Origin of the sequence: Pedobacter sp. MC2016-15, from assembly GCF_026239695.1 — a bacterium.
Taxonomy (GTDB): domain Bacteria; phylum Bacteroidota; class Bacteroidia; order Sphingobacteriales; family Sphingobacteriaceae; genus Pedobacter.
Genome location: NZ_JAPIVS010000002.1, coordinates 571,792 through 588,478 on the forward strand (window position 1 = coordinate 571,792; position 16,687 = coordinate 588,478).

Consider the following 16,687-nt stretch of genomic DNA (forward strand, 5'->3'; position numbering starts at 1 on the left):
TAATAGTCTGAAAATAAGCTATTTAAATAGCTTAGTGTTTAAGCTTGCTTTTAAATAGTTTTTCCAGCTTTTCCATTTTTGGAAGAATTACCAGTCTGCAGTATGGCTGGTTAGAGTTTTTAGCAAAATAATCCTGGTGATAACTTTCTGCCAGGTAAAAAGGCTGCGCTTTGGTAATCTCTGTAACCGCAGGTTTTCCGTAGGCATTGGTCTTGTTGATCTCCGCTTTATATTTCTCTGCTGCGGCTTTCTGCTCCGGTGTGTGATAAAAAATCACCGAACGGTATTGTGTACCCACATCTGCACCCTGACGGTTTAACGTTGTAGGGTCGTGGCTTTTCCAGAACACTTCCAGCAGTTCGTCGTAAGAGATCTTTGCAGGATCATAGGTAATTTCAGTTACCTCTGCATGACCAGTGGTTCCTGTGCATACTTCTTCATAAGAAGGATTGGCAATCTGCCCGCCTTCGAAGCCTGATTTTACTGATTTAACACCCACTAAACGGTCAAACAACGCTTCTGTACACCAGAAGCAACCCATGCCGAAGGTGGCTTTTTGTAGTTTCTGCTGCTGTGCATCTGCACCCTGCACAGATAGAAGGACCAGAATCATAATTGACAGATATTTCATTTTCATTTGTTTATGTGTTTGTTCCTAATTAACGGATTGCAGGAGAGCACAGATTTCAAATCCAGGGATTCTAAACCAAAATTACAGTCTGCTGATAAACACAAATAAGATGATTTGAATGTTAATAACTTAAATTATTGTAAATTAGGAGAATGACGGTTGTTAATTTTGAAAAGATAACTTTATTAACAATTGTTTTATACTTTCGATCATATAAAAATTAAGTTATTATCTATGTCTACACCTTATATTCCAACCCTGGATCTTGGTTCTTACATTGACGGAACCGAGCAGCAACGTAAAAAGTTTTCTGATGAATTGGGAAGGGCTTTCAACGATTCAGGTTTTGTAACGATTACGAATCATGGCTTAAGCCAGGAACTGATCGATAAATTATATGAAAACATCCAGGCGGTATTCAACCTGCCTGCAGATCAGAAAGCCCAGTATGAAAAGCCGGAGCTTGCCGGTCAGCGTGGTTATACAAGCCCTGGTAAAGAAACAGCAAAAGGTGCTAAGACGGCCGACCTGAAGGAATTCTGGCAGATTGGCCAGACGGTAACCGACGGAGACCCGGTGAAATTCACATATCCTGACAACGAGTTCCTGGAAGAGATCCCTCAGTTTAATGAGATTACCAACGAGGTATACCAGAAGCTGGAAAGTAATGGTAAACATTTGCTGAGAGCTATTGCAACCTATCTGGAACTGCCGATTGATTACTTTGATGCTCATGTCCATAACGGTAACTCTATTTTGAGAGGAATACACTATTTCCCTATTCAGGATCCGGATGCCTTACCTGATGATGCTGTGCGTGCTGGTGCACATGAGGATATCAACCTGATCACGCTGCTGATCGGTGCCAGTGCTGATGGACTGGAAGTGCTGACAAGAAGTAACGAATGGCTGCCTATCAAAGCACATCATTCTGATATTGTCGTGAATGTTGGTGATATGCTGCAGCGCTTAACAAATAATAAATTGCGTTCTACCACACACAGAGTAGTGAACCCGCCAAGGGAACTGATGAAAACTTCGCGTTTCTCTGTGCCATTCTTCCTGCATCCGCGTGCGGATATGGACCTGACCAGCCTGGAGTCATGTATTGATGAGGAGCATCCGAAATTGTACAGCGATATGACTGCCGGTGAGTACCTTGACGAAAGGCTGAGGGAAATCGGATTAAAGAAATAAGAGCCCTTAAAATGCCAAATCCGCCAGTATCATTGATACTGACGGATTTTTTTGTGCTTTTAAACCTGAGCCTTCTATCGGGATCGAACCAATGACCTACTGATTACAAGTCAGTTGCTCTACCAGCTGAGCTAAGAAGGCTTTGAAGCCTGTTAATTGCTTAACAGGCTGCAATGATAGCAGAATTGATTCTGATTACAAAATGTTTTTTTCAATTCTTTAACATTCGGTGTATATCCTCCTGTATCTGAGTAAGAAAAATTACAGGCCTTTGTCGATCGCCTTGTTGATTACTTCCTGTATGCGGGAGCGGATACCCATTTTTACCAGTCTGTCTGTCACGCCCGGATTCACACGGTTGGACAGAAATACATAGACCAATCCACGTGAAGGATCTACCCAGACACAGGTTCCTGTATAACCGGTATGTCCAAATGTTTGGGATGATGCCGTTTCTGAAGGGTATTTCTTTGCCAGATCCGGATCCCAGCGGTCAAAGCCCAGTCCTCTTCTGCTCACGTTCGACTGTTTGGAAGTAAAAGTTTCTACCGTCTGCGGTTTGAAATATTGCTGGCCGCCGTACGTGCCCTTGTTCAGGAACATTTGGTACATAATCGCGACATCGTTGGCACTGGCAAAGAGACCCGCGTGTCCGGAAACACCTCCGGCAAGTGCCGCCCCCTGGTCGTGCACAAAGCCCACCAGCAGTGTTTTTCTGAAGTAAGTATCCTGCTCGGTAGGGATGATCTGCTCTTTGCTGAACCTATCCCTTGGCAAAAATCCGGCAGTCTGCATCCCCAATGGGGCATAGAAGTTTTCCTGGGTATAATCATTTAACTTCTCACCGCTGATATGTTCTACAATTTCACGCATGACATACATGCTGATATCGCTGTATACATATTTACCCGGGGTTCTGATCGGTGCATTGAGCATGCGCGGCCACATCACATCCCTGAAATAATCCTTCCGGATAAAATATCCGTCGGCTACTTTCGTAGGATAGGCCGCTGATGAATCTGAACTGTGATCGGTAGGTTTCACGCTATCATGAAAAGGGATGTAAGGGATGAAGCCTGCCTGATGCAGCATCACTTCGCGAACAGGGATATTGTTCATCGGCGTGTTTCTCGCCAGTGCGATATAAGCACCGATGTTAGTGTCCAGCTTCAGCTTTTTCTCTTCTTCCAGTCGCATCACCATAGGAGTGGTGGCTGTGATTTTGGTGACCGAGGCCAGGTCAAAGATATCCGTAATTTTATCAGCAGGGCCACCATAGGTATGACTGCCATAAGCTTTGTTAAAGATCACCTTGCCATCTTTGGCTACCAGTACCACCATACCTGGGGCGGCATGAGCATTGATAGCTTCAGCGGTAATGTTATCAATGTCGCGCAGGTTATCTGCGTTTACACCCGCATCTTCAGGCAGGGTATATTTTAAGCGGGTAGCGGTAGTGCTGAACCCAGATCCGATCGTGTATTTTGCTGAGATCGCAGTGGTCAGTCTGTTCTCTGCCGCGATACCTCCAAAGATGATCTGTGGGATCAGTGCCGCTGCCTCAGCGCTTTTTTGCTGCGACCACACCAGGGGAGAGTTGATGGTATCAAATGCGGCAAGGGCAGTTTGATCACCATACAAAGCAATAATTACTGCTTTATTCTTAGCAATGGAACTGATAAAATTGGTGTATTTCGGGTTGGTGGTTTCCAGATCTGAAATGGAAATAATCACCGTGTTGAATAGCTTGAGGTCGTCTTCAAGTTTATACAGATCAGCCGCAGGCTCATAACTGCCGGAGCTGAAGGAAGTAATTTTGCTGTATTTATTGAGCAGGCTGTCAGAGATGGACTGGAATCCAAAACCGAGGCTCACCGAGGCAATTGTGGCTTTATCGAGGCCGGCGAGTGGAACGAGGGCCGACTGGTTATTGAGCAGCACCGTGCGCTGAAGGATGGTGGTATTCATCTTGAGCAGGTCTTCATTTTTTCCGTGTTCCTGCGCGCAGGCACTGAGGCTGAAGATTGCCGTGAGACAAATGGTAAGGCTTTGTAAAAGGTTGTTTTTTAGCATAAATGACGTTAGTACATAGAAAACGTTAAAGATATAAAAAGCTTGTCCCGGCTTCGTCACGAAATGGTATTTATAATCAAAAGATTTATGTATAAGGCTTATTTTCGTTAAATTAGCAACCTTTACGAAGGAGATAAATGTCAGATATAATACAACTTTTACCCGAGAATGTTGCCAATCAAATAGCTGCCGGAGAGGTAGTTCAGCGGCCTGCCTCGGCAGTAAAAGAGTTACTGGAGAATGCGATAGATGCGGGTGCAAATAAGATACAGCTGATCCTTAAGGATGCAGGGAAAGCATTAATTCAGGTAATAGATAACGGATGTGGAATGAGCGTAACAGATGCACGTATGTGTTTCGAGCGCCATGCTACTTCTAAGGTGCGCAAAGCAGAAGACCTCTTTGCGATCCGTACAATGGGCTTCAGGGGCGAGGCTATGGCTTCTATTGCGGCCATTGCACAGGTGGAAATGAAAACGCGCAGGCATGAAGATGAGCTGGGAACGCTGATCGAGATCGATGGCGCTACAGTGACCTTACAGGAACCGGTGGCTACGCCTGAAGGAACCAGCATCTGTATCAAAAACTTATTTTTTAATACGCCGGCAAGACGGAACTTCCTGAAGAGCAATCCTGCCGAAATGCGCCATGTGATTGACGAGTTTCAGCGGGTATCGCTGGCCAACCCTTCCATTGCATTCAGTTTGCACCATGACGGACTGGAGATTTTCAGGCTGCCTTCGTCACCACTCAAACAACGTATTGTCCATTTATTTGGAAATAACTATAACGAACGACTGATCCCTGTTGAGGAAGAGACGACGATCATCAACTTAAAGGGCTTTATCGGTAAACCTCAGTTTGCAAAGAAAACCCGTGGTGAGCAGTTCTTTTTTGTGAATAACCGTTTCATTAAAGATGCTTATCTGAACCACGCCATTAATAAGGCTTATGATGAGCTGCTGGGAGAAGATAACTTTCCTCTTTATGTGCTCTTCATCGATATCGATCCCTCAAAGATCGATGTGAACGTGCACCCTACAAAAACGGAGATCAAATACCTGGACGAGAAGTCTATCTATGCGATTATCCACTCTGCGGTGAAACGCTCGCTGGGCAGGTTTAATATCAGTCCGACGATCGACTTTGACCAGGAGACGGCATTCAGCGGAATGATCAGTCCTAAATCACTGGACGAGATTGTGCCGCCAAGCATCAGCTTTAACCCGGATTTCAATCCCTTTAGTGGCGACAAGTCTCCGGAGCCTGCAGAACGTGGTTTCAGTGCCTTCAGAACCAGCGAACCCAAAGAGCAGAGCACCAAAAACTGGGGCTCACTGTACGAAATCTCCAAACATGAACCTGCGCCGCAGGTAACGATGGAGCTGCCTGGCAATGGACCTGAGGATAAATATGCGCCCGTGCAGAAACAGCTGATGCAGCTGCATAACAAATATATTATCTCGCAGATCAAATCAGGACTGATGCTGATCGATCAGCAGGCGGCACATGAGAGGATCTTGTATGAGCGTTTCAGCCTTCACCTGGAAGACAGGAAAGGGGCATCGCAGCAGAGTCTGTTTCCGCAGACGGTTACGCTGAGCCCCAATGATTATGAACTGGCAAAAAGCTTACTGGAAGATATCAAGAGCCTTGGATTTGAGGTGCGTGACTTTGGGAAGAATACGCTCGTGATTGAAGGGATACCTGTAGACCTGGGTAGTAATCAGATCAATGAAACCCAGCTTTTTGAACACCTGATCGAGGGCTTTAAAAATTCGCAGCAGGAGCTGAAGCTGGACAAAAGGGATGCACTGGCAAGAAGCATGGCCAGGAACAGCTCGATTAAAAGCGGCGTGGTGCTGGGGCAGGAAGAGATGAATATGCTGATCGAGCAGTTATTTGCCTGCAAGGCACCTAACTTTAGTATCAGTGGTAAACCGGTGATCCAGACCATGTCACTGGCAGAACTGGACAAGAAATTTGATAAATAAAAGAATGAATAATATCCATATACCTCCTGTTGTTAAAAACCTGCTCATCATCAATGCGCTGTTTTTTGCGGCTAAATATGTTTTTGAGTCAAAAGGAATAGAGCTGGGCTTCTACCTGGGGGCTTTTTACTTCGACTCTCCCTTGTTTAAAATATGGCAACCTATTACCTACATGTTTATGCATGGTGGTTTTACGCATATCCTGTTTAACATGTTTGCGCTTTATACCTTCGGATCAGTGCTTGAAGGGCATTGGGGGCCAAAACGTTTTATCAACTTTTACCTGATCACAGGGCTGGGGGCACTGGGCCTGCAGTGGGCGGTACAGGCTTTTGAAGTTTATCAGATCACGGGATCGGCAATTAACCCCGGAGCAGTAACGATTGATTTATTCAAGGGGATGTCTTCCCTTAACCTCGCAGGTATTGGTCCGGAGCAGGGGCAAACGCTGCTGGGGATTTACTCTGGCCCAATGGTAGGCGCCTCGGGTGCTATCTTTGGATTGCTGGTAGCCTTTGGTATGCTGTACCCTAATGCAGAGCTGTACATCATGTTTATCCCGGTGCCTGTAAAAGCGAAGTACATCATTCCGGTGTATATTTTGATAGAGCTGAGTTTGGGCGTGGCCAGTGTTGCCGGAGATTCTGTAGCGCATTATGCGCATCTGGGAGGGGCACTGCTGGGCTTCATTTTAGTGAAAATCTGGAAAGACAAAAATACATTTTACGACTATTATGACTAAGAATAATCTTTTAGCAGATCTTAAATATAAAGTTTTCCGCTCTGGTAACCCTGTGTTTTTCTATATCGGGATCAATACCATTGTGTTTGTTGCCGTGGCGCTTTTTGGCGTTACCTATTTTCTTGCCGGTAATACGAATATCCGTTTTCTCGACTATGCAAGGGAATATTTTGCTTTCCCGGCGGCGCTGCCAAAAATACCTATCCGTTTTTATACGGTACTGACGTATCAGTTTTTACATGAGGATATCTTTCATATCTTATTTAATATGCTGTGGCTGTTCTGGATGGGGAACATCTTTATTGATTTCTTAAAGCCCAGGCAGTTCCATTTTGTATATCTCAGCGGGGGTGTGATGGGCGCACTGTTTTTTGCACTGGCATTTAATGTGTTCCCTCCATTTATCCCGAGTGCCTATGCGGCCACGGTGATTGGTTCTTCGGCATCGGTAATGGCTATTGCCGTGGCGGTGACAACGCTGCTGCCAGATTATTCTATCAGCCTGATGTTCATCGGTACGGTAAAATTGCGTTATGTGGTGCTGGTCTATCTGCTGATCGACCTGATTGGGATAGGATATTCCAACCCTGGTGGAAGTTTTGCGCATCTGGGCGGCGCCTTTATGGGTTTTATCTATATCAAGTTATTGCAGAACGGGAAAGACTGGAGTGGTATTTTTAAGAAAAAGTCTAAACTTAAGGTCGTCCGCAATGATGCACCCAAAGGCGGATCAAAGAATGCCGCCAGTAAGGTAAACCAAAAGGAAGTGGACATGATCCTGGATAAGATTTCTAAATCAGGATATGATAAATTGAGTAAAGAAGAAAAGGAAACCTTGTTTAAGGCGAGCAAAAGTTAATGAAGAAACGTAGAATCACATTTTTCACCAAGATCTACCTGTTCCTGGCTGTAGTGCTGGCAATTGCGCTGGTGCTGGGCATGGTTGCCGGTAAATTTGATCCCCGTGAACATGCTTTGATTGCGTTTTTTGGATTGGCATATCCATTCTTCCTGCTGCTTAATGTACTGATGGTAGCCTTCTGGCTGGTGCAGCGCAGGATCATCTTTGCGCTGATCACGGTTGTCCTGATTGCTTCAGGCTGGCATGCACTGATCGCTACTGTCGGCATTGTTGGTGAGTCTGGTGTAGGACCGAAGAGCAGCCCTGATCTGGTACGGATGATGACTTACAACGTGCATAGCTTTAAACCCTATGGCGAGGATAACAATGAGTCTGTGAAACAGCAGATGCTGGCAGTAGTGCAGAATGAAGATCCTGATATCATCTGTTTCCAGGAATATTACTCTCGGCGCAAAGGCCCATTTGATATTACGGATAGTTTAAAAAAGATGCTGAAGATCCCTCATTATTATTTTATACCAACTTCAGAAAATAATTACGAGGCGATGGGGCTGGCTATCTTTTCGAGATATCCTATTGTAGATAAAGGCACCATATCTTTTAATACCAACCGTGGTGGGAATGCCAGTATCTATATAGATATCATGGTAAAGAATAAAAAACTCAGGGTCTATAATGTCCACCTGCAGTCGATCTCCTTCGTGAAGCAGGACTATGAGTACCTGGATCAGGTAAAAAAGGACATGGATGCTAAGATCACCCCAGCCAAACGCATTCTGAGAATGCTGAAAGCAGCTTTCAGCAAACGTGCTGCACAGGTGGACATCATGAAAGCGCATATGAAGACCTGTCAGACGCCATTTCTGGTAGCCGGGGATTTCAATGATACACCTGCTTCTTATGCGGTAACGCAGCTTACAAAATCTCTGAATAACTCTTTTGTGGAAGAGGGCACAGGACTTGGCCGTACGTATAACGGGAAATTTCCTAATTTCCAGATCGATTATATCTCGGCCACCAAACCCATAAAGATCATCAATCACCGGATTATACAGGCTAAATTGTCTGACCATTTTCCCATAAGAAGTGACATTAGGATCAATTAATATATCGGCAAATATTTAACTTTGCCAGTTGGGATCAGTAATTTGTCCCGGATAACGAAATAATATCATATACCGATGGAACACGGCTTGCAGCTATATAATACCCTTACCCGTAAAAAAGAGAACTTTGAACCGCTGAATGGTGATCACGTAGGAATGTACGTTTGCGGTCCGACAGTTTACAGTGATGTTCATTTGGGTAACTGCCGTACTTTCATCTCCTTTGACCTGATCTTCAGGTACCTTAAATTTCTGGGCTTCAAAGTGCGCTACGTGAGGAATATCACGGATGCAGGACATTTGGAGGGCGACCGCGACGAGGGTGACGATAAGTTTGCCAAACGCGCAAAGCTGGAGCAGCTGGAGCCTATGGAGATTGTGCAGAAGTATACACTGGGCTTCCATGATGTGCTGCGGATGTTTAATACCCTGCCACCCAGCATTGAGCCTACCGCTACAGGTCATATCATTGAGCAGATTGAAATGATCAAAGATATCATCAAAAACGGTTATGCCTATGAGGTTGATGGTACCGTATATTTTGACGTAGAGAAATATAATAATACTTATAACTATACCATCCTGACCAACCGGAACCTTGATGATATGATGGCGAACACCAGGGAGCTGACGGGGCAGGATGAGAAACGTGGTCGTTTGGATTTCGCGCTCTGGATTAAAGCCAAGCCGGAAACGCTGATGCGCTGGCCTTCACCATGGGGAGTGGGTTTCCCGGGTTGGCATATCGAATGTTCTGCCATGAGTGCCAAGTACCTCGGTGCTGAGTTTGATATCCACGGCGGTGGAATGGACCTTGCTGCAACACACCATACCAATGAAATTGCGCAGTCTGAAGCCTGCTATCATAAACATCCTGCGAAGTATTGGATGCACACGAATATGTTAACGGTAAACGGATCCAGAATGTCTAAAACAGCAGGTAATGGGTTCATGCCGCTGCAGTTGTTTAGCGGCGAGCATCCTCTGCTGAAAAAGGGCTACAGCCCGATGACAGTGAAGTTCTTTATGCTGCAGGCACATTACCGCAGTACACTGGATTTCTCTAATGATGCACTGGATGCTTCGGAAAAGGGTTTCAGGCGACTGATGAACTCGCTGAGCTTACTGGATAAGCTGTCTCCTTCTGATACCACTGAGTTTGACATCGAAGCCATCAGACAGAATTGTATCAAAGCAATGAACGATGACTTTAACAGTCCTGTTGTAATTGCAGAGCTGTTTGAAGCCGCAAGGATCATCAACACTGTGTATGATGGTAAAGGTAAGATCTCGGCCCGTGAGCTGGATACGCTGAAGCATTTGATGCAGGAGTTTGTGTATGATATCTTTGGTCTTAAGGATGAGGATTCTTCCAATACTGAACTGAATGACGTGCTGAATATGGTGATCGATATCCGCAAAAGCGCGAAGGAGAACAAAGACTATGCAACCTCAGATAAGATCCGCATTGGTCTGCAGGATATCGGTATCCAGTTAAAAGACAGTAAAGAAGGTACCACCTGGAATAAAATATAATTTAATACTACATATCTCAAATGATCAATAAACTTATCTGCAGCCTGCTGGCCGCATCCATAACCATCAGCGCCTATGCGCAACGTACAGATGGTACTACCAAATCTCTTTTAAAAGCAGAACAGGAATTTGCCGAAGCAGTGGCTAAAAATGGTGAAAAATCTGCCTACAACTCTTTCAGTGCAGAAAATGCTGTGGTTTTCAGACCCAATCCTGTAAACGCGAAAACCTATTATGCCAACCAGCCCAACAATAAGAACTTAAGCTGGACGCCAGACTTTGCGCGGGTATCGCGTAGTGCCGACTGGGGTGTTACCAGTGGTGCCTATGTGGTTGATGGCACTTCAAAATCTTATGGTCAGTACCTCTCGGTTTGGAAAGCTATCAACGGAAAATGGGAACTGGTAATTGACATGGGGGCAGCCAACAATAAACCCCTGCGTCCGGTAAAGGAAAGTTTTGTAGAAGCTAAAGATTATTTTAAACCACAGTTCCTGGGGCCAAAACAAATTGCTGCGGGCAGGGAGATTATCCTTACTACAGAAAAAACGTTGAGCGCCATGATTAAATCTCATGGTATCGGTGCCTATGGTGGCTTCCTGAATCCCGATTCCAGGGTGCTTTTCCCGGGATATGAGCCTGTCATCGGTAAAGACAAAATTGTAGCTTTCTATAATAGTCTGATGGAAAGAGTTACGTATAAAACTACACAGGCAGACAAAGCCAATGGGGGAGACCTCGCTTATACCTATGGTGTGGCTACGGTAGATTACAGGGCTAACCTGAGAGAAACTTTCAACTATGTATTTATCTACGAGCGTCAGCCAGATCATAACTGGAACCTGATTGAGCAGATCTATACGCCTGTTGAAAAATAAAAGAAGTGATTACCAAATTTGAATGATGAGAAAAGTAAAAGCAACCGCATTAGTGGCTCTTGTTATGTTGTGCCTGCATACACATGCACAGCATTTTGACAAACAGGGAAGCAGAGGTGCCAGGGGATTAATGCCGGAAAATACCATCGGCTCAATGCTGCGGGCACTTGATCTTGGCGTAACCACGCTGGGCATGAACGTGGTGATTTCTAAAGACAATCAGGTAGTACTTTCTCATGAGCCTTATTTTAATAACGAGATCAGTCTTACGCCGGCAGGGAAAGCAATACCTCTGAAAACCGAAAGAACTTTTAATATGTATAAGATGAATTATGCAGATATCAAAAAGTTTGATGTGGGAAGTAAGGTGCATGCACGTTTTCCTGGTCAGCAGAAGTATAAAGCGTACAAACCTTTGTTATCGGAGGTGATCGACTCGGTTGAGGCTTACGTCAAGCTGCATAAGCTGCCTAAGCCAAATTATGGGATTGAGATCAAGACCGTACGTAAGGGCGACCTTGAGTTTCACCCTGAGCCTGGAGAGTTTTCACAATTGGTGATGGATGTAGTAAATGCGAAGAAAATCAGTAAGCGCACGATCATCCAGGCTTTTGACATCAGGAGCCTCCAGTATGTTCACGAGAAGTATCCGAAGATGCAGACTGCGCTGATGATTGATGAGAAAGAGGATTTTGAGAATAACATCAAAGATCTTGGCTTTAACCCGACGGTATATAGCCCTTATTCTGTTTTAGTGGGCAAGGGTCTTGTAGACCGTTGTCATGCTGCGGGGATTAAGATTGTACCCTGGACAGTAAACAGCCCCAAAGAGATGCAGTATATGGTTGGTTTAGGGGTTGACGGGATTATTACAGATTACCCTAACCTGTTCTCACGTGTAGAGTTGCCCTAAGCGTAAACTTCTTCTTTCTTAAGTTGGTCGGGTGTGAAATAAGGAACCTCTACGGGGCCAGGTGTGGTTATTTTTTTTGCTACTGCAGCTAAGTAATACAGCATAATGCATGCCCCAAAGAATAAATAGGACTGCAGGAAATTGAATGGTGTATCTGCGGTTACCTTTACAAATTCAAAGTATTCAGTAATCAGGAGAAATCCAAATGCAAGCAGCAGGAGCGATTTCCTGCTGTTCTGATAATAATAGCAGACAAAGGGCGACATGACTACAAATATGGGTAGCAGGATTGCATAGTGGTGTTCCCATGCAATTGGGGATGCCATTGTAATACACATGATTGCCAGACAAAACTCAATGACATGTGGCTTTCTGTTTTTTATTCCTGCAAACAGACCATAACCAATAAAGGCCAGTGAAGAAACCAGTGTTACATAATATACCAGAGGAGAATAGGCAGGGAATTTCTGATCCCATTCCAGGTTGGCACCATTAAAAGTTATCCTGTTCATTAATCCATTTACAGACTGATTCACATAGTAACTTTCACCATGATGGGAAAGGTAAGAGAGTACTGAGAAGTATTCAAAATTCAGCTTAAAACCGTACATGGCCAGGGATATGGCTCCAAATATGGAAACCACTACAGCTGCAGGGATGAACATTTTCCACTCTCTGCGCAGGAGCGCCCATACCAGCAGCAGGCCCAGCTGTGGTTTAATCAGACAAATAAATCCGATAATAATCCCTACGGCAACTTTTCTGTTTTGCAGCCAGCATAAGATCGCAAGTGTAGTAAGGAAGGTAAGCAAAGTTTGAATCTGTCCCAGCAAATATGATTGAATCAGTGGGTAAAACATCAGTGTTAACAACATCACCAGACCATAAAGAACTACCGGGTTATAGGGTTTAACCTGCGCGGGTAACCCTTTGGCACGTTTGAGTACCTGCAGAAGCAAATGCGCGGTAAGCAGAGCAGTGCCAAAAACAGATATCCTGGAGATCAGGTTAAAGAGGACAATCAGCTGATCGTAGGATAAACCTGTAAATTTTGAAGGCAGGTCAAACAGGAGCAGACTAGTTAGGGGATACTGGAATTTTACACCCTTTAAAAAAAGAGCATCGTAAACATCGTCACCCAGATTACCTTTAATATATTTTAAGGCTGAAATCATGGGCCCCCATGAGTCGGCATTATATGGAGTTCCATCCAGCAGGAAAAGCTTTGTCATCGATAGTCCGTTCGGCCAGCTGTGAGAAAAAACGAGTGTCAGTGAACAAACAGTGCATAAGATCAGCACATAGGAGAGCCACTGGATGAGGTTTATCGTTTTAACTTTTTGTAGAGTATGGGCCATTAATCAGAGAGCGATAAGTAAGCGGATAAGTCTTGACTCAAAGATAACGATATATTCTGACCGCGCTATTGTGTTAAGTGTAATTTGTCATTCATCAATAAAAAATAAATATATGTATGAATCTGATTTCTAAAATATTAACAATGTTACCAGTTGTAGAAGCGGGGGAGACACTGCTCCCCAGTAGATACGATGACAGAAATGCGATGATGGTTTGTCTTATACCTGAATCAACTATTCTGATTTTCTGTGATAAAGATCTGCATTACACTGGATATGATGCCTGCTCTCCTCAATTCTATCATTACGGGCACTGATATATCCTCAGTAGTTACCAGACGTAAAACTTTATCTTCATCTTCGAGGTCGCATGTCCAGCTGATGATGCTGTCAAAGGTACTCAGTGTTAACTGCATTTGATTTACCTGATAGATCGCAGTGATCATTGTAGAAAGGATGATTACAAACTGATTCATATAGCATAGAACAAAAAGGATGTTCAAGTATACAGTATATAAATAGCAAGCTAAGGTACTAAAATAGTGAAGCTGATATTCTGACGTGTGAAACGTACGATATGGGGGATGAAGTGATTGTAGGGGTATTCTCAAATAAAATAAATAATTTCTTTATTGTTTAATTAAATCTTTAGGATTACATTTGTAATGTTAAAATAAAGCATATATGAGTATTTGTTAAACAATATATTAATTTTATAGCATCTCAAAAAAATTGAGGTGTTCTACTAAGAACCTCGTCCATTGCAAATGTGAAACTTTACTAAGCACGAGATAAGTAGAGCCCCGGGGTGCCTATATTTGCAAATATAGGTCCGGCGCAGCTTATTGTAGTGCTTAGAATAGTTTTACTATTCCCCGCTTTCACCGGGTATGCATTGGGCTACAAGAACTGCTGCCGGACCTGTTTTATTTAAGGCCTTCTTTCATTTCTTGTACAATGGTTCTATTGACAACTTAAATCAATAGCATCAAAATGAAACACAAGAAATCAACCGCCGCCAACAGTCACCACCTTTCTTCCCACACGTATCAGATCACGGCCAAGCCGCCGGATTGATCCAGATCTTCTTTGCCTTTTTTTGAATTCTGCTAACGATGAAACTACTCGTTGTGGCTACGCTTTGCCCAAAATTGTCCAATTATCAATCATAAACTAAAATCAAATGACAACCATTCATGAAATCCCGGCTTATCAATTAGATACTACTTACCGCATCATGCTCAAGAGAATTGGTAAGGGTTATACTGCTGCGCAACTAACATTCCTTCTTGGTGCCCCGGAAGGCTACATTCAGGAAATTGAAGCGCTGGAAAGACCTTTTTATACCCCGCATGATTTGGCAAGGATTGCTATTGCATTGGAAGAGTGCAATCCGGATTCTTTATGTTCATCCATCAGCAATGAAGCTCTGCTTAAGATTGCCGTCACTAACGAGTATTCTGAGGGTAGCTTCGTTCACGCTTACTATCGTGTAAATGAGGAAGTTTATCAGGAAGAGCTTTTTAGGTTGTATGAAGAAGAATTTTCCGAGTTCGATGAGATGATGAAAACGGAAGAAACCTTCAATATTTTAAACGATATCATAGATGTACTCACCCGAACTGGTTATTTCTTTGAGTCAAAATTGCCATATGAAATCTTCAAGACCATCAATAACATGACGCCCGAGCCCTTAAGTTCTTATTTTATCCAATCTGCTTTAGACAGATATCTCGCAGAGAGTAATGATAAATTAAGGTTGGTAGGGTCATCTCAAGAACCATATTGTTATGAACAATGTTAGAAAACCTATCCGTATCCCTCAGGATTTGAGGGATACGGTTACCGCATTGCACATCAATACTACTGAAATGATGCAATGTTATATCAATAGCTTTCGCTTTTATCCTTATTTCAGCACGAGAAGCGAACAGGAAAAATCATGTCTCCTGTCCAGGATCAGACATGGCTTAACGGAGTTTCAGCGTAGCGGAAATATCTATGTTGATCCGGTACTTGCAGAAATTAATCACCGGTATGGTAAACTACTGATCAAACTCAGTAAGGATCGCCGGCTGGCACCAAAAGCACATGATGACCAGAGCAGGCTGTTGATCGAAGACTGGGAGAAGGAAGTGCGACCACTGATCAATTATCCTGAAGAGATACTATTGGAGGGTGGAGGCAAACTTCGGCTAAGTTTTGACTTCATGCTCATCAACATTCATTTTGGGCGCAAGATCAGAAGATATATGCAAATACACATGCAGCGCATTTCAATGTGTTATGTATATGCACATGCATATCCCGGGAACCCGTATAATAATGAAATGGTGATGAAGTTTTTTGAATGCCTATGGGGTGATAAGCTAGATGTTTTTGTGCCAAGAACGGACGCTCAAACAGCAGTGATCGAAAAATATGGGAAGAAATTTGAGGAGCTTTTCAAAGATTTGAAACCGGTAAAGAATTATAAAAAACGCTTAAAGGTTTTTAGACCTTTGATCAAAGAATGGGCTGGGAAAATGGAAGAGATAAAGATTAAAGCTCAGGAAGCAGGATGCCGCAATCAGTGACGTGGCTTCAAAATATCTTTACCATTCTTTTTGGGACTTTTGATCCTAAAGCTAGCACATCACTATGTGTATACTTGTAATATTTACACAATATATTAGGTAATATATTTGTTTACATTGAAAACAACAGTACATTAGTGATGTTACATAACTGTAATATAGATAGAGTAATAAAACGTGTGTATGTCCTTGTGGCATATTTTTTTACAGCTTGTAAGTTGTTGAAAAAAAAACACTATTTTTGCGCTCCCTTAATTAAGAGGAATATGTCAACCATCACTACTTCAACTAACTTCTCTGAAAAATGGAAAGTCGAGACTTCCCAGCAGAAGCTTTTTACTGGCGATCAGGTTATAGATGCATATCTTACAGGAAAACGAGAAGGTCTTCAAATTGCTCAGAAAGTTTTTCTTGATCAGCTTAAAAACAATTTAGATAAATCTGGTGAGAAGGTTACCGATCTTTTGCATCATCTAAATGCCAGGGATATCCATAATAATGAAGCATTTTTGAAAATAAATTCTTGGAATTATCTCACAATATTAATTTCTGTTAAAGAAGAGGATTTTTTCAAAGAATCATTTTTGCCAGTTTATGATTTTGTGGAAGAACTTGAAGAAGATCTTAATACAGATACCTGTACTGTAAATTTTTCATTCGTTGATTACCAGGAAGAAATTAATGATTATGTACTCCATTGTGATGGATTTGTACTTAAGCTTAATACTGACTAGCTGGAAGAATGAGATTTGAACACGGAGAGCATAACGAGGAATTATGTGATCATCTATTAGGATTAGAGAAACGTTTTAATGATTGGG

Annotated in this window: 15 protein-coding genes and 1 tRNA gene; 11 read left to right on the forward strand and 5 right to left on the reverse strand. The window is 43.1% G+C overall.

Going from position 1 to position 16,687, the window contains the following annotated elements; translation table 11 throughout:
* Nucleotides 1–31: 31 nt before the first annotated feature.
* Nucleotides 32–637, reverse strand: a complete 606-nt coding sequence (gene msrA, locus OQY15_RS07215; protein WP_265789514.1) for a peptide-methionine (S)-S-oxide reductase MsrA — start codon at nt 635–637, stop codon at nt 32–34.
* A 228-nt stretch (nt 638–865) separates the two neighbouring features.
* On the opposite strand from msrA, the gene OQY15_RS07220 reads away from it, so the two are divergent.
* Complete coding sequence (locus tag OQY15_RS07220) at nt 866–1,828, forward strand: 2-oxoglutarate and iron-dependent oxygenase domain-containing protein (RefSeq protein WP_265789516.1); 963 nt, start codon at nt 866–868, stop codon at nt 1,826–1,828.
* A 68-nt stretch (nt 1,829–1,896) separates the two neighbouring features.
* Here OQY15_RS07220 and OQY15_RS07225 read toward each other — a convergent pair.
* Both OQY15_RS07225 and OQY15_RS07230 read right to left on the reverse strand, forming a co-directional pair.
* Nucleotides 1,897–1,969: transfer RNA gene (locus OQY15_RS07225), tRNA-Thr, on the reverse strand.
* A 120-nt stretch (nt 1,970–2,089) separates the two neighbouring features.
* Nucleotides 2,090–3,901 (reverse strand): serine hydrolase, encoded by a 1,812-nt coding sequence (locus tag OQY15_RS07230; protein ID WP_265789518.1) that lies wholly within the window; start codon nt 3,899–3,901, stop codon nt 2,090–2,092.
* A gap of 137 nt (nt 3,902–4,038) precedes the next feature.
* Here OQY15_RS07230 and mutL point away from each other — a divergent pair, with 137 nt between their 5' ends.
* From mutL to OQY15_RS07265, 7 genes are all read left to right on the forward strand, one after another.
* The gene (gene mutL, locus OQY15_RS07235; RefSeq protein ID WP_265789520.1) at nt 4,039–5,895 is read left to right on the forward strand and encodes a DNA mismatch repair endonuclease MutL; all 1,857 of its coding nucleotides are present in this window, start codon (nt 4,039–4,041) and stop codon (nt 5,893–5,895) included.
* A gap of 4 nt (nt 5,896–5,899) precedes the next feature.
* Nucleotides 5,900–6,637 (forward strand): rhomboid family intramembrane serine protease, encoded by a 738-nt coding sequence (locus OQY15_RS07240; RefSeq protein WP_265789522.1) that lies wholly within the window; start codon nt 5,900–5,902, stop codon nt 6,635–6,637.
* On the forward strand, nt 6,630–7,496 hold the full coding sequence (locus tag OQY15_RS07245) for a rhomboid family intramembrane serine protease (RefSeq protein ID WP_265789524.1): 867 nt from the start codon (nt 6,630–6,632) through the stop codon (nt 7,494–7,496). The genes OQY15_RS07240 and OQY15_RS07245 overlap by 8 nt, the downstream gene beginning before the upstream one ends.
* On the forward strand, nt 7,496–8,605 hold the full coding sequence (locus tag OQY15_RS07250; RefSeq protein WP_265789527.1) for an endonuclease/exonuclease/phosphatase family protein: 1,110 nt from the start codon (nt 7,496–7,498) through the stop codon (nt 8,603–8,605). The genes OQY15_RS07245 and OQY15_RS07250 overlap by 1 nt, the downstream gene beginning before the upstream one ends.
* A gap of 75 nt (nt 8,606–8,680) precedes the next feature.
* The gene (gene cysS / locus OQY15_RS07255; RefSeq protein ID WP_265789529.1) at nt 8,681–10,141 is read left to right on the forward strand and encodes a cysteine--tRNA ligase; all 1,461 of its coding nucleotides are present in this window, start codon (nt 8,681–8,683) and stop codon (nt 10,139–10,141) included.
* A 20-nt stretch (nt 10,142–10,161) separates the two neighbouring features.
* Nucleotides 10,162–11,019, forward strand: a complete 858-nt coding sequence (locus OQY15_RS07260; RefSeq protein WP_265789534.1) for a nuclear transport factor 2 family protein — start codon at nt 10,162–10,164, stop codon at nt 11,017–11,019.
* A 22-nt stretch (nt 11,020–11,041) separates the two neighbouring features.
* Nucleotides 11,042–11,932, forward strand: coding sequence for a glycerophosphodiester phosphodiesterase family protein (locus OQY15_RS07265; protein ID WP_265789536.1), 891 nt, complete (start codon nt 11,042–11,044; stop codon nt 11,930–11,932).
* Here the strand turns inward: OQY15_RS07265 and OQY15_RS07270 are convergent.
* Both OQY15_RS07270 and OQY15_RS07275 read right to left on the reverse strand, forming a co-directional pair.
* Nucleotides 11,929–13,290 (reverse strand): glycosyltransferase family 87 protein, encoded by a 1,362-nt coding sequence (locus tag OQY15_RS07270; RefSeq protein ID WP_265789538.1) that lies wholly within the window; start codon nt 13,288–13,290, stop codon nt 11,929–11,931. The two genes, OQY15_RS07265 and OQY15_RS07270, sit on opposite strands and share 4 nt — an antisense overlap.
* Nucleotides 13,291–13,520: 230 nt before the next feature.
* The gene (locus OQY15_RS07275) at nt 13,521–13,766 is read right to left on the reverse strand and encodes a hypothetical protein (RefSeq protein ID WP_265789540.1); all 246 of its coding nucleotides are present in this window, start codon (nt 13,764–13,766) and stop codon (nt 13,521–13,523) included.
* A gap of 707 nt (nt 13,767–14,473) precedes the next feature.
* On the opposite strand from OQY15_RS07275, the gene OQY15_RS07280 reads away from it, so the two are divergent.
* The 3 genes from OQY15_RS07280 (at nt 14,474) to OQY15_RS07290 (ending at nt 16,600) form a co-directional block, all read left to right on the forward strand.
* Nucleotides 14,474–15,094, forward strand: a complete 621-nt coding sequence (locus OQY15_RS07280) for a hypothetical protein (RefSeq protein WP_265789542.1) — start codon at nt 14,474–14,476, stop codon at nt 15,092–15,094.
* A complete protein-coding gene (locus tag OQY15_RS07285; protein WP_265789544.1) occupies nt 15,081–15,866 on the forward strand; it encodes a hypothetical protein in 786 nt (261 codons plus the stop codon). The genes OQY15_RS07280 and OQY15_RS07285 overlap by 14 nt, the downstream gene beginning before the upstream one ends.
* Nucleotides 15,867–16,132: 266 nt before the next feature.
* The gene (locus tag OQY15_RS07290; protein ID WP_265789546.1) at nt 16,133–16,600 is read left to right on the forward strand and encodes a hypothetical protein; all 468 of its coding nucleotides are present in this window, start codon (nt 16,133–16,135) and stop codon (nt 16,598–16,600) included.
* The last annotated feature ends 87 nt before the right edge of the window (nt 16,601–16,687 follow it).

Coding starts and splice junctions, on each gene's coding strand:
- msrA (WP_265789514.1), bottom strand. CDS start 637: ATGAAAATGAAATATCTGTCAATTATGATTCTGGTCCTTCTATCTGTG.
- OQY15_RS07220 (WP_265789516.1), top strand. CDS start 866: ATGTCTACACCTTATATTCCAACCCTGGATCTTGGTTCTTACATTGAC.
- OQY15_RS07230 (WP_265789518.1), bottom strand. CDS start 3,901: ATGCTAAAAAACAACCTTTTACAAAGCCTTACCATTTGTCTCACGGCA.
- mutL (WP_265789520.1), top strand. CDS start 4,039: ATGTCAGATATAATACAACTTTTACCCGAGAATGTTGCCAATCAAATA.
- OQY15_RS07240 (WP_265789522.1), top strand. CDS start 5,900: ATGAATAATATCCATATACCTCCTGTTGTTAAAAACCTGCTCATCATC.
- OQY15_RS07245 (WP_265789524.1), top strand. CDS start 6,630: ATGACTAAGAATAATCTTTTAGCAGATCTTAAATATAAAGTTTTCCGC.
- OQY15_RS07250 (WP_265789527.1), top strand. CDS start 7,496: ATGAAGAAACGTAGAATCACATTTTTCACCAAGATCTACCTGTTCCTG.
- cysS (WP_265789529.1), top strand. CDS start 8,681: ATGGAACACGGCTTGCAGCTATATAATACCCTTACCCGTAAAAAAGAG.
- OQY15_RS07260 (WP_265789534.1), top strand. CDS start 10,162: ATGATCAATAAACTTATCTGCAGCCTGCTGGCCGCATCCATAACCATC.
- OQY15_RS07265 (WP_265789536.1), top strand. CDS start 11,042: ATGATGAGAAAAGTAAAAGCAACCGCATTAGTGGCTCTTGTTATGTTG.
- OQY15_RS07270 (WP_265789538.1), bottom strand. CDS start 13,290: ATGGCCCATACTCTACAAAAAGTTAAAACGATAAACCTCATCCAGTGG.
- OQY15_RS07275 (WP_265789540.1), bottom strand. CDS start 13,766: ATGAATCAGTTTGTAATCATCCTTTCTACAATGATCACTGCGATCTAT.
- OQY15_RS07280 (WP_265789542.1), top strand. CDS start 14,474: ATGACAACCATTCATGAAATCCCGGCTTATCAATTAGATACTACTTAC.
- OQY15_RS07285 (WP_265789544.1), top strand. CDS start 15,081: ATGAACAATGTTAGAAAACCTATCCGTATCCCTCAGGATTTGAGGGAT.
- OQY15_RS07290 (WP_265789546.1), top strand. CDS start 16,133: ATGTCAACCATCACTACTTCAACTAACTTCTCTGAAAAATGGAAAGTC.